This window comes from Cellulophaga sp. (genome assembly GCF_039943695.1).
In the GTDB taxonomy this organism is placed as follows: Bacteria; Bacteroidota; Bacteroidia; order Flavobacteriales; family Flavobacteriaceae; genus Cellulophaga.
In genome coordinates this window covers 1-12,658 of sequence record NZ_JBDVAA010000092.1, presented here as the reverse complement: position 1 = coordinate 12,658, position 12,658 = coordinate 1, and the positions used below count along the sequence as shown (strand labels likewise).

14 protein-coding genes are annotated in these 12,658 nt (G+C 29.4%); all 14 read left to right on the top strand.

Features of this window, described 5'->3' with window-relative positions; all coding sequences use genetic code 11:
* Nucleotides 1-150: 150 nt before the first annotated feature.
* Nucleotides 151-600 (top strand): hypothetical protein, encoded by a 450-nt coding sequence (locus ABJD66_RS06440; protein WP_348129518.1) that lies wholly within the window; start codon nucleotides 151-153, stop codon nucleotides 598-600.
* On the top strand, nucleotides 584-1,351 hold the full coding sequence (locus ABJD66_RS06435; protein WP_348129515.1) for a tetratricopeptide repeat protein: 768 nt from the start codon (nucleotides 584-586) through the stop codon (nucleotides 1,349-1,351). Before ABJD66_RS06440 ends, ABJD66_RS06435 begins: the two co-directional genes overlap by 17 nt.
* A 240-nt stretch (nucleotides 1,352-1,591) precedes the next feature.
* Complete coding sequence (locus ABJD66_RS06430; RefSeq protein WP_303545751.1) at nucleotides 1,592-1,930, top strand: hypothetical protein; 339 nt, start codon at nucleotides 1,592-1,594, stop codon at nucleotides 1,928-1,930.
* Nucleotides 1,931-1,942: 12 nt separating this feature from the next.
* The gene (locus ABJD66_RS06425; protein WP_348129510.1) at nucleotides 1,943-2,356 is read left to right on the top strand and encodes a hypothetical protein; all 414 of its coding nucleotides are present in this window, start codon (nucleotides 1,943-1,945) and stop codon (nucleotides 2,354-2,356) included.
* Between the two features lie 187 nt (nucleotides 2,357-2,543).
* Complete coding sequence (locus ABJD66_RS06420; protein ID WP_348129507.1) at nucleotides 2,544-2,963, top strand: hypothetical protein; 420 nt, start codon at nucleotides 2,544-2,546, stop codon at nucleotides 2,961-2,963.
* Nucleotides 2,964-3,124: 161 nt separating this feature from the next.
* The gene (locus tag ABJD66_RS06415; protein WP_348129504.1) at nucleotides 3,125-3,475 is read left to right on the top strand and encodes a hypothetical protein; all 351 of its coding nucleotides are present in this window, start codon (nucleotides 3,125-3,127) and stop codon (nucleotides 3,473-3,475) included.
* 62 nt (nucleotides 3,476-3,537) lie between these two features.
* Nucleotides 3,538-4,449: an AraC family transcriptional regulator gene (locus ABJD66_RS06410; RefSeq protein ID WP_348129501.1), complete on the top strand. Its 912-nt coding sequence runs from the start codon at nucleotides 3,538-3,540 to the stop codon at nucleotides 4,447-4,449.
* A gap of 71 nt (nucleotides 4,450-4,520) precedes the next feature.
* Nucleotides 4,521-4,985 carry a hypothetical protein gene (locus tag ABJD66_RS06405; protein WP_348129498.1) on the top strand — a complete coding sequence of 155 codons (465 nt, stop codon included), beginning with the start codon at nucleotides 4,521-4,523 and terminating at the stop codon, nucleotides 4,983-4,985.
* Entirely contained in the window at nucleotides 4,986-5,303 is a 318-nt protein-coding gene (locus tag ABJD66_RS06400) for a DUF3817 domain-containing protein (protein ID WP_348129495.1), read from the top strand.
* 285 nt (nucleotides 5,304-5,588) lie between these two features.
* Nucleotides 5,589-6,734 carry a hypothetical protein gene (locus tag ABJD66_RS06395; RefSeq protein ID WP_348129492.1) on the top strand — a complete coding sequence of 382 codons (1,146 nt, stop codon included), beginning with the start codon at nucleotides 5,589-5,591 and terminating at the stop codon, nucleotides 6,732-6,734.
* 285 nt (nucleotides 6,735-7,019) lie between these two features.
* Nucleotides 7,020-7,694 (top strand): hypothetical protein, encoded by a 675-nt coding sequence (locus ABJD66_RS06390; protein ID WP_348129489.1) that lies wholly within the window; start codon nucleotides 7,020-7,022, stop codon nucleotides 7,692-7,694.
* Between the two features lie 55 nt (nucleotides 7,695-7,749).
* Nucleotides 7,750-8,262 (top strand): hypothetical protein, encoded by a 513-nt coding sequence (locus tag ABJD66_RS06385; protein ID WP_157811098.1) that lies wholly within the window; start codon nucleotides 7,750-7,752, stop codon nucleotides 8,260-8,262.
* A 511-nt stretch (nucleotides 8,263-8,773) separates the two neighbouring features.
* On the top strand, nucleotides 8,774-9,349 hold the full coding sequence (locus ABJD66_RS06380; RefSeq protein ID WP_348129485.1) for a hypothetical protein: 576 nt from the start codon (nucleotides 8,774-8,776) through the stop codon (nucleotides 9,347-9,349).
* A 435-nt stretch (nucleotides 9,350-9,784) separates the two neighbouring features.
* A partial coding sequence (locus tag ABJD66_RS06375) for a cellulase family glycosylhydrolase (protein WP_348129482.1) occupies nucleotides 9,785-12,658 on the top strand: 2,874 nt, incomplete at its 3' end.

Below are 12,658 nucleotides of genomic sequence, written 5' to 3'. Positions count from 1 at the left end.
AGTGTATTTTTACTAAGTCCGCCAAATCTTTTGATTTGGCTTTAAAATGAAAAAGATAAAACAAAATAAAAAGTTTTGGCTAAGTGCTTAATCGGAAATTAATTACTTTTAACCCCCGTACTAACCATAGCCGAAACGTTGTACTCAATTATGAAAAAACATTTCACAATCATTTTAATACTTCTGCTATTCTCATGCAACGAGAAGGATTCCGATTGTGATGAACATTCAAAACCCTATTATAGCTTTACGCATGATATTGGTTTAAAGGAGAAACACCACAACACAAAAATAAAAGGAGAAAACATAGTCATTCGAAAGGCATTTCAAGAAATTATGAATACCGAAACAGAAATTAGCCCGAAAAATGGACATATTACCCTGAGGCTCCACCTTGATAAAAATGGAAATTTCTGTAATCAAGAATCTTTTGAAATTGACAATGAGTATCAACCAACAAAATTCAATAATGGAGAGTTGATAAAAAAATTAAAGAGTATCTCAAATGGACTTTTAGGTTGGACAAATGATACAGAAACAAAAACATTTTATCTCATTAGATTTAAAATAAAAGGAGGGAAAATTGAAGAAATTTTTTAAAATACTAGCAATCATTTTTGGGGTTATATTATTATCTTTTTTTGCATACCTAGGTTACATATATTACACCTACCAAAAGGTAAATAAAAGCATTCAGCAGAAAAATGAAAAAGTCATCAATTTTGAATCTAATCTTAGCGAAGACTATTTTGACTATTCCGTTAGTATAAATAAATCAGGAGATTTTAACAAAGGTTTTAAATATTTAGACAAGGCAGTAGAACTTGAACCAGTTAAACATTTGGGCTACCGAGGCTGGATAAGATTAAGAAAAATACGAGATTATGACAAAGCATTGATGGACTTTGACCGACTTGATAGCTTGACACCAAACGTTATCGACGCGCCTTGGGGAGAAGATATTGACTTTCTGCGAGGAGAGTGTCATTACGGTAACAAAAACTATCAGAACGCAATTAAAGCTTTCAATCAAAGTATAGTAAACCAAGATGAAGATTGGGCAGATATTCACTCGTTTGTCTATCTCGGACTTTGCGAATATGAACTTGGGAATTATGAAAAATCAATTATTGAATTTCAAAGAGCATTAAAGCAATACGAAAGCGTACCTGAATCTTTTTTTGGAATGGCTAGAGCATACCAAAAACTAGGGGAAATTGAAAAAGCAAAGGAAAATATTATGAAAGCGGAAAAAAATATAGTCTCAAAACGAGATGATTATTACAACGAATATTTGAACGAAATTTACATCTCTGAAGTGCTGGAATTCAAACAAACTCTCGAAAAATAACTGTGTACAACAAAGCCTAAACGTAATGCGGACTTTAGGGCTTAATCAAAAGGTCTGTGTATATTTATATTGTCGCTAAATTGAAAATTACGCGTCAGCGAAATATTCAAGTTTAGCTTTGGAACAAAAAAAGAAAAAGCAAAACAATAAGCTTTAGCTGCGTCGGCAGACGGAAACGAAAAGTTTCCTTACTACCCGCACTACGCTTAGCCGAACCCTTGCCACACATTTGAAAAAACTATGAGAATATTTTTAAAGATTTTAGCATTTATATTATTGATTACTCTTACAAGTATATGTGGATGGAAATTTGGACGAGAAATTAAAAAATCCGACAAATTTGGCGATGAATATATTGGGTATAATAAAAAAGATATTATTTCTGAATTTGGTAAACCTGACATTTTATCTCAAAAATTGGCTTCAGAGTTTAATGATGATTTCAAGTTTTTTTATGAAAGCGTAAACTGCAATCCGAATACAAAAGTAACCTACATAAAATATGAAAAGGCTTGGTATGATTATGAGTTTTGGTTATTGAATAAAAATAATCTGGAAACGGTAATTCTAGTTAAATAAAAACTACATCATATGTTTGGAATATTTACCATTATAATATTGTTAGCCAATTATTTTCTATTCAAAAGAATTACATTTAAAATTGTTGGTTCAGTAATTATTTTATTGTTTTTTGCCTTTTCGTTTAGTTTATCGCAACGATATATGAAAACCCAAGAGTTAACTTATGACGCAAAAAACAAAGTATACTCATCTTTACTAAATGATAATAAAAAATTTATAATAGAGAGCGAAAAAAAATATCCATTAAATATTATCCAAAAATATGATGTTCCCAAAAGAATTAATATTCTATCTGAATTTGTGGATAGTTGCAATGAAAATGATACAATTATTGAACTTAATGTAATAGGCCAAATTCAAAAAAGTCAATTTTGGTTTGTCAAAAAAGGTAGTAATGAACCTAAAGGATTGGTAAGGTATTAATTTAGCAGAGATAAAAAACGCGTGCTAACAATATATATAAAAAATAGCGCAAGTCATTGCTAACACTATGGTTTGGTTTTTTTTTGGAAAGTCGCCAAACTTTTAAAGTTGGTATGTTTAAAACGAGAAAAGATAAATAACAAAATTTAAAAAGGGAAAAATGCAGGATGTTAAATAAATTTAGATTATGAAAATAAAAATAATATTAATTTTTGGCTGCTTTTTAATAATAATTAGCTGTTCTACTAATAAAAACTTAACACCAACTTATAATAAAGGAGGGTATAATATTAATCTGTCTAATACGAAACAGAATGCCTCTAAGATAAATATAGTTGGGCAAGTTTTTGATGTAACAAACGGAAAGCCGTTAAGTCATAGCGAAGTAATTATTGGGTGTCTTAAATCTAAGACTTCACTTAATGGAAAATATTCAATCATATTAGACAACTCTTCTAAAACTTTTTTTGTAAAAACAGGCTCAATTGGATATAAAAGTGTAGAAACTGATTTCATTAATTTAGCTGAAGAAGATGAGATTACAATAAATTTTTATTTAATGGAAGATGATAGACCTTTCAATAATTGCGAAGAGGCAACTAAATAATACAAACCACAACAATGTATATAAAAAATAGGCGAAACAGAAGTAAAATCAGGACTTTTGGCTCATGCAAAGCTTTATGCTTAACAGAAATTTTCGTGCTTTCAAATCGCCTACTTTTCATATACAAGACCGTTGCCACACATTAAAAATCAGAACTTAAATTGAAAATTATTACTTGGAATTGCAATATGGCTTTCAGAAAAAAGGCTGAATTTATACTGAATGAAAATCCAGATATAATTGTTGTTCCTGAAAGTGAAAGTCCAGAAAAATTGAAATTTAAAAAAGGCATCATTTTACCAAGTGATATTTTTTGGTATGGAGATAATCCAAATAAAGGAATAGGAGTTTATTCATATTCGGATTTTAAAATATCAATATCTGACCTACATAATCCTGACTTTAGATATGTAATACCATTATCAATAAGAAATAAAGATATTGAATCTTCATATAATTTTAAAACAAAAAATGGTTCTATTTCCTTATCTGTTGGAATTGAATTTAATTAAAAAATAAATTACTAAACTGTTAGCCACAAGCTAAAGAAACCTCTTGATAAACTTAAAGGAAAGTGTCTAAAATAAAAACATATAATTCTGAGGACTTCCGAAAAGAATACTTTAACAAAAGTCCTAAACTAGATAAACTTTTTAAAAAAAGTGTTGAAGATTTTTTCTGTTTAAAAATTGAGGATTTAACTAAAAAAGTTCTTAAACCTATAACTCCGTCAAGAGAAGAAAGTCACACAATTATTTTTGTAACAAAAGGCTCTTTTAAAACTAAAATAGGGTTTAAAGAATATATAATTACACCTAATAATATTGTAATACTCCAGGCTGGCGCAGTATTTTCTACAGAGCAGGTTTCAAAAAATGTAAAAGGGTTTACTTGTCATTTTCATCCAAATATACTTATTGGTAAGTTTGGAAACCGCTCACTTGTATCTGATTTTGAGTTTTTAAACAATGGTAATTATCCTATTATAAATATAAACAAACAGTCCAGATCTGAAATTATTAACATTTTAGAAAGATTAGTTACCGAATTTAAAAGTAATACTAAACCAAATTCAGATATAATACATTCATACATATACACATTACTAACTGAATTAAAAATACTATACGGACTAAGTAATTTTCAACCTCAAAATGCTTCTTTTCAAATTACATCTAGATTTAGAATGTTAGCAAACCAAAAGGTAAAGGAAAACTTAAAGGTTGCCGACTTTGCAAGAATGATGAATATTAGCCCCAATCATTTAAATAAATCTGTTAAAGTATCTACTTTAAAATCTGCATCAGAAATTCTTGAAGAGATTAAACTTATTGAGGTCAAATACTTACTCTATCAATCTACCTTATCTATAAGTGAAATCTCTTATGAAATGGGTTATTTAGACCCTTCATATTTTACTCGATTTTTTAAAAAACGCGAAAAAATATCGCCCACTGAATTCAGGAAAATGATTGAAAAGTCCTAACTGTTGCATAAATATTTCTACTACAATTTTGTATTAAATTAGACCTTTGTACAGACAATAAATTAAGGCTAATGTATTCAATTGTTCTGGTATTTCATTCAATATTTAGGTGGCTTGTACTACTATCTTTAGTTTATGCTATTTTTAGAGCATATAATGGCTATAGACGGCAAACCAAATTCTCATACTTTGACAATAAAGTGCGCCATTGGACTGCAACTATTGCACATATTCAACTTACAATAGGTATGCTTGTATATATTAAAAGTCCTATTGTAAAATATTTTTTTTCAGACTTTAAAAATTTAGTCAGTCATTGGGATGTATCTTTTTTTGGTTTGTTTCATTTTGTGCTTATGATTACGGCAATTGTTATTATTACAATAGGCTCTGCCAAAGCAAAACGAAATCAATTAGATGCTGAGAAATTTAAAACAATTCTTGTTTATTTTTCAATTGCACTTTTTATCATATTTATAGCTATTCCTTGGCCTTTTTCGCCCTTAACTAACCGCCCATTTATAAGAACATTTTAAATGATTTCATTTTTCAACTCAAATATTGGCAGACTTCGTTTAATGGCATTTTTAGAAGGCCTATCTCTACTCGTTTTAGTTTTTGTATCTCTTCCGCTAAAATATTTTTACAGAGTTACTGCGTTAACTTCAATTTTAGGACCCACTCACGGCATTATATTTTTGCTTTTTGTATTTAATACAATTAGTGTAGGAACTGAATATAATTGGAAGTTTAAAAAAAATACTTGGAAAGTTTTAATTGCTTGTATCATTCCTTTTGGCACATTTTATATAGACCATAAAATACTTAAACCCATACATAAAACATTACGTTAATGTGTATCTATATTTTTAATACCTAAATAAAACTAAAAGATTCGCCTTGCTAATTAAATACTATAGATAATAATAATAATAATACCTACACCTACTTAACTCCTGTTTAGCAACATAAGCGTTTAACAATACTTTTAAAAGACAATAATAGCAATACACCTACAATTGCTAACCTCTGCATTACACTAAAAGTTAACGCTAATTTAACTACACAACCTACGGTTGTACAAAACTGTTATGCGTTATTTGAAAAATTAAAAATAATTATAGAACCACAATTAAAAAATGACAAAAACTAGAATAACAATTGCCCTAATCCTTACCGTATTTACTACAATATTTACTGGCTGTACTAAAGATGATAACACTAATGAAAATATAATTAAGCTTGAGGATGCTATACTAACCGATTTTCCTTTAGTTGGTATTACACCGGTTTCTATAAATATTAAACAACCTACCATTGTAGATAATGAAGAAATTGTATTTGGCGAAATTAACATTGTAGTTCCAAGCATAGTATCGTTAAAAGAAATTGCTTCTATTACTACATCTACCGAACTAAATTTAAGTAAATTTTCTATTTTACCTAATGACCTATCATTACTAAATTACGAAACACAAAACCATATTTATACCATAGTAAATGCTTTAAATGAATCTGAAGAATTATTGCATTATATTGTAAATATTAAACATGAGATTGTACCTACACCTACTACTTTAACAATTACTGATTTTAGGTTTGAGGCTAGTAAAAACGCACAATTGACCAACGATGTCACTATAGAAAAACGAGTTGATGATTTAGACAAACAAACAATTTATTTATTTGTGCCTACTGGTACAGATTTTTCTAACTTAACACCAACCGCTACTTTTGATGCCGAAGAAGTATTTTATACACAAGAGTCCTCTGTGCCTACTGTAGATGTTAATACAGTATATCCTAGTACAGAAACTAGTTTTGATTTTACTTACCCAAAAAGATTTATAATTGTTTTAAAAGACAACACAAGCAATAGAGTAAAATGGGTAGATGTTTTTGTTGATGTAAAAAATCCTGTAGAAATAAAAAATACAGATATTACTACTCCAGATATTACATCTACTGCAAGCTCATCTACTTTTAGAGGTATTACATCATGGAAAAATGTAGGCAATCATGTATTAAGCTTTAGGTCTGTAACTACCTATGAAAATAAAGTACCTAACTCAGATTTAAATTTTATTACAGCAAGAAGAAATTTTACATCAATGGGGCTTGCTCCAAAAGAGAGTGCAAATATAAATGTAACAGTGATAAAAGATTTACCAAAAGGCGAATACAAATCTACAGCCGTTTTTTACACAAAATTTGCTAATCATGAGGCTACTAACGATGTTATAGAACAAGCTAAACTTAATGTTACTACTAACGTACTAAATTAATTTTAGCAAAAAGCAATTGCTAAACCTACTTAAGTAGCATTACTTAGCGTTTAACAAAAGTAATTTGGGTTTACTTGTTTGTATTTTTCTAATGAAAAGTATAAGCAGTAAACCCTATTTTTTTTTATAAAAAGTAAGATTAAACCTTACGGATATAAACTGCTTTTAGGTGAAAATATATTTCCTAGCACAAAAACACACCAATTCCTTTAATTTTAAAAAAAATATAACCTAGGGATAAAATTATTAGCCAACTAAATTTATACACCCCAAACTACATTAAAAATGACAAAAAAAGAATACGCAAAGTATTTAGGAGAGATTATAGGTGAAGTTATAGATTTAGATGTTGAATCTGATGATTTAAGGCATCAATTTTATGGTTATTTTCAGGCATTTATGCCCAACGGAACTAATCTTGAAAAAGTGTTTAAACCTATTAAAGAAGGAGACCTTTATTACAAACGATTGATAAAAATATTTAACGCTACTAAAGGCATCTTTAATCAATTAGCTGCAGAAGGAAAATCACCTGCTTATTTTTGTCCGGCTCCTACACAAAACAAAGAGTTATTAATTTTAAACGGAGAAAAATATATTTCAAACTTAACATTGTTCTCTAAAATTACAGGCGACCAGGAGTTTATAGACACTATGTCTCAAATTAAAACTGTAGAAATTTCAGATCTTGATGTTAGAACAAATAAAAACAATACCAACGTAATTGTCTACGAATCAATTTCTGATTGGTTTATAGACAATACAGACTACGAAGCAACCATAGAGGTGCTAAGTGAGGCTTATTACGCTATAAATTGTGATTATAACCTCTCCTATTATTTTCAGTACCCGTCTTACCAACAAAAAATAAAGTTTGATGTTTTTGAGCCTTACTTTAAAATATGGGAAATGGGATATTATTGCTGGTTTAACCAAGGAAAACTGGTAATAGGACAATAATGCAAAAGCTAGTAGAATGCAGTTACATGAACTAATAAAATTTAAGTAAGTTATTATGGAAAAATACATCATTTGTTTTGAGAACTTTATGTCTAATGAAAAGAAAATTGACACTACAGTCTCTTCTTCTAAAGGAGTAATAGAACAATTTAAAAGTATTAATTGGTATGATTTGCTGACTAAGGCTACACCAGAAAACCAAAACGATTCTGACATAGTTGATAACAATTCTTGGAATTTTTCTGTTTCGTTTAAAAGAAACAGAAAAGAATATATTCTGCATATTCATCCTCACTTATACCCTAGCCCAAGTGTACAACCCAATCAAATTAAATTGGTGTTAGAATATATGTCTTCTAACATTGTACCTACCTCAAAACTTAGTCAGTTTTTTGGTGGTTCTAAAGAAAAATCTGTGAAAGAACACCAAACCGCAGCTATGGGTGTTTTACTAGATGATGCTTTAACTCATCTAACAAATTTTTTAGATACCAACCATACAGATTTACATAGGTTTGGTAGTTTGTCTTTAAATACAATTACAGATGAAAGTTATAAAGTATACTAATAAAAAATATAATTATATTTTTTGTTTTTAGAAAAACAGACAACCAGAAAACTATCACTGTCTGTAATAATACTATTAATAGACTTGTTTTTTTAAACGGTTGCTTGTAGCTTAAATTATGAATTAGATGGTAATTACTTTTGTAAATCTGCACATTAAAATTTCAGCTTCATATGAAAAATATAAAACCAATTTACATTACAATCTTTAGCCTTTGCTTTGGTCTATTAATGGGATATTCATTTGTTAACCATCAATAAAAAAATGAAATAAAAAAGTTAGCTAACAAAGGATATAAATGAATTTTATTTATAAAGGAATATTAAATATAAAAAGCTTCCCCATTAAAGTAAGCATAGTTGTTGTTGGGGTATTTTTAAGTATTATAATTTATATATACTCTAGTTTCTTATTTTGCCAGTTTTTAGAGGAAAAAAGTTTTTTTAACCTTTTTAGTTATTTACTAGCAGTCTATTTTTCTTATTTTTTCTTCAGGCTTTTTAGACTTTTAATGTATAGTGCCACATACCGTGTAAAAAATACAATTTTAAGCCAAAGTAAACATATTGCCAAATGGGTATATACTAAAGATGAATCTTCTAATTTTAGAAAGGATTATAATAATTACTTAAAGGATGGCTTTAAAAAAAACGTAAAATACATTGGCTTATTTATTTTAGGTATGCTTGTTATATTTTTTGCCGCAGGTTTAAACAGTCTTGATATATTTTTTGATGTTATTGTTGACCTAACCGTTTTTACTCTTATAATATTGCTGTCTACAAGAGATTTTAATAGTTTTAGGCAAGCATTAAAAGCAGAAAATATTGTTGTAATTTTTTCAACAGAAGGTATTGTTGTTTCAGATTCATTTACTTGTCCTTTTAATATAAAACTTAAAAAATTAGTTCATATAAAATATGACAAAGCAATACAAGAAATAGTGTTTACATTAAGTGAGCTAATGCCTAACACAGATGACATAGATTCTGTTTACACTATAACACATACATTTCCTGTACCAAAAAGATATGAAAAGGAAGCAGAAAAGTTCCTAAAGGAAATAAAAACATACAACTCTTTTTAATTTAAATTAGAACGTAAAACAGAACAAAGAAACCTTGGCAGAATTTTTTGGTATCACAAACATTTGCAATACCCAAAGTATAAAGTTTATTGCTTGGTCTCACCTACTTACAAATCTGGAAAAATGTATGGACTTTTTTAAATAGCTCCTATATGCAACTTGTTTTAATTGTTTTGGTTTAATAATTATAAAACTTTTAAAGACTAAAACACTGTATTTAAACTAATAACAACCTTTAAAAAAGGTGGTTATACAAAATACAAACCTCATCAAAATAAAAAAATCAATTTACTAAAACTTATAATTAAAAAGCATAACTAGTTTAGCTACTTATAGCCTTTTAAACGTAAAATTTTTGCTGTAAAAAATAAAATTTAACATTAAAAATCCTATAAAATTTGTAATATTGCTCACAAAACCCAAACACAATAAATTATGAAAACAAACCTACAAATGTTCAAAAGACTAATGTATCTGCCTTTATTTTTTTTGCTCTTCTCCTTAAGTTCGGTAGCGCAATCTCCTGTAGAAAAACATGGTCGTTTACAAGTTAACGGAAGCCGTATTCTTAATGAGTCTGGAGAAATTACAAGTCTAGCTGGTAACAGTCTATTTTGGAGTAATGCTGGAGACACCTCTGATTTTTATAACGCAGAAACTGTTGATTTTTTAGCAGAAAACTGGAATAGCTCACTTATTAGAATTGCAATGGGCGTAAAAGAAAATTGGGATGGTGGAAATGGCTATATTGATAGTCCGCAGCAGCAAGAAACTAAAGTTAGAAAAGTAATTGACGCTGCTATTGCCAATGGCATATATGTAATAATAGACTGGCATACTCACGAAGCAGAATTATACACAGATGAAGCTGTTGATTTTTTTACCAGAATGGCAGACCTTTACGGAGATACTCCTAATGTGATGTATGAAATTTATAACGAACCTACATACCAAAGTTGGCCTGTTATTAAAAATTATGCAGAGCAAGTAATTGCTGGTATACGTTCTAAAGATCCAGATAATTTAATAATAGTAGGTACTAGCAATTATTCTCAACAAGTAGATGTTGCTTCTGCAAACCCAATCTCTGATAATAATGTGGCATATACACTACATTTTTATGCAGCATATAATCCACATGATAACTTAAGAAATGTAGCACAAACTGCACTAGATAATAATGTTGCTTTATTTGTTTCAGAATGGGGTACAATTTTAAATACAGGACAAGGAGAACCAGACCAAGAAAGTACTAATACTTGGATGGCCTTTTTAAAAGAAAAAGGTATAAGCCACGCTAATTGGTCTTTAAGTGATAAAGCTTTTCCTGAAACAGGATCTGTAGTTCAGGCAGGGCAAGGTGTATCTGGCTTACTTAACAATAAACTTACTACCTCTGGTGAAATTGTAAAAAACATCATCCAAAATTGGGATACTGATACCACTACAGGGCCAAAAACAACACAATGTAGTACTATAGAATGTATTAGAGCTGCAATGGAAACAGCACAAGCTGGTGATGAAATTATAATTGCTTCTGGAAACTACAATTTTCAAGATAAGATACAAGGTGCCTTTAACCGTAGTGTTTACCTTTATGGTAGTGCTAATGGTAACAGTGCAAATCCAATTACATTAAAAGGTGAAAGCGCTACAAACCCTCCTGTATTTACAGGACTAGATTATAACAATGGTTACCTTTTAAGTATTGAAGGAGATTATTGGAATATTGAAAACATAGAGTTTAAAACAGGCTCTAAAGGTATTGTTCTAGACAATTCTAATGGTAGTACATTAAAAAACCTTATTGTACATGATATTGGAGAAGAAGCTATACACCTGCGTGATGGTTCTAGTAATAACATAGTAAATGGTTGTAATATATACAATACAGGTAGAACTAAACCTGGTTTTGGAGAAGGATTGTATGTAGGCTCAGACAAAGGACAACATGACACTTATGAAAGAGCTTGTAACGATAATACTATAGAAAACTGTACTGTTGGACCTAATGTAACAGCAGAAGGCGTAGATGTTAAAGAAGGCACTATGAACACTATTATAAGAAACTGTATTTTTTCTGCAGAAGGAATTTCAGGAGTAAATAGCTCAGATGCTTTTATTGATTTAAAAGGAGCCTATGGTTTTGTATACAGAAACACGTTTAACGTTGATGGTTCTGAAGTTATAAATACTGGAGTAGACTTTTTAGATAGAGGTACAGGATTTAATACAGGTTTTAGAAATGCTATTTTTGAAAATATATATAATCTTGGTAGTAGAGCTTCCGAAATTTCAACTGCTCGTAAAAAGCAAGGCTCTCCAGAGCAAACTCACGTTTGGGATAATATTAGAAACCCTAACTCTCTAGATTTTCCAACAAGTGATGGCACAGAAAGTTTAGTAAATCAATTCTGCCCAGTTTGGAATATAGAACCTTGTAATCCTGTAGATGATACCAATGAGGAACCTACCGTAAGTTTCCAATCACCAGATAATAATATTACTTTAACTGAGGGTTATAATTTACAAGTTGAAGTTGTTGCAAATGATACTGATGGTACTATTGATAATGTAAAACTGTTTATAGATAACAATTTAGTTAGACAAATAAATTCTACCTCATATAAATGGGGACATTCAGAATCTCCAAACACAGATGAACTTAATGGTCTTTTAGAAGGTACTTATACGTTTAAAGCTGTTGCTACAGATAACGATGGAGCTTCTACTGAAACACAATTTACGTTAACTGTAATAGCAGAACAAAGTCCGTCTGAGAATTGTAACTTTAATACACCTTCACAAACTGGTTTAGAAGATTTTGACATTAAAAAGTTTTCTAACGTTTTTGTATTAGGGACTGGCGGACCCTCTTTAAGTAATTTAAAAACATTTACTATTAATTGGAATTCGCAAAACAATGGATTATATCAATTTTCAATAAATACAAATAACGGTGTTCCTGATTATTATATAAATTTAAAATCTAATATCACCTTCCAGTTTAAAAATGCGAATCCAGAAATATCTATTAGCAATAGCTTAATTCCTAATTTTGATGGAGATTACTGGGTAACATCAGATAACGGTAATTTTGTGATGGTATCTAAAAATAATAATTTTACACTATACTTTAGTAACGACACTACTGCTCCTATTTGTAATGTTATGCGTAGTAACCAAATAAGTAAAATTACTGATGATTCTAGTATTAATTTTAAGCTTTTTCCTAATCCTGCTTTAAACGAAACTATTTTTGTGAGTGCTGAAGATGAAAAAATAGTATCTGTTAAAGTTTATGATTTA

What these genes read in the sequence shown, in the direction of transcription:
- ABJD66_RS06390 (WP_348129489.1), top strand. Translation starts at nt 7,020, where the DNA reads ATGACAAAAAAAGAATACGCAAAGTATTTAGGAGAGATTATAGGTGAA.
- ABJD66_RS06430 (WP_303545751.1), top strand. Translation starts at nt 1,592, where the DNA reads ATGAGAATATTTTTAAAGATTTTAGCATTTATATTATTGATTACTCTT.
- ABJD66_RS06385 (WP_157811098.1), top strand. Translation starts at nt 7,750, where the DNA reads ATGGAAAAATACATCATTTGTTTTGAGAACTTTATGTCTAATGAAAAG.
- ABJD66_RS06400 (WP_348129495.1), top strand. Translation starts at nt 4,986, where the DNA reads ATGATTTCATTTTTCAACTCAAATATTGGCAGACTTCGTTTAATGGCA.
- ABJD66_RS06420 (WP_348129507.1), top strand. Translation starts at nt 2,544, where the DNA reads ATGAAAATAAAAATAATATTAATTTTTGGCTGCTTTTTAATAATAATT.
- ABJD66_RS06440 (WP_348129518.1), top strand. Translation starts at nt 151, where the DNA reads ATGAAAAAACATTTCACAATCATTTTAATACTTCTGCTATTCTCATGC.
- ABJD66_RS06395 (WP_348129492.1), top strand. Translation starts at nt 5,589, where the DNA reads ATGACAAAAACTAGAATAACAATTGCCCTAATCCTTACCGTATTTACT.
- ABJD66_RS06380 (WP_348129485.1), top strand. Translation starts at nt 8,774, where the DNA reads ATGTATAGTGCCACATACCGTGTAAAAAATACAATTTTAAGCCAAAGT.
- ABJD66_RS06405 (WP_348129498.1), top strand. Translation starts at nt 4,521, where the DNA reads ATGTATTCAATTGTTCTGGTATTTCATTCAATATTTAGGTGGCTTGTA.
- ABJD66_RS06425 (WP_348129510.1), top strand. Translation starts at nt 1,943, where the DNA reads ATGTTTGGAATATTTACCATTATAATATTGTTAGCCAATTATTTTCTA.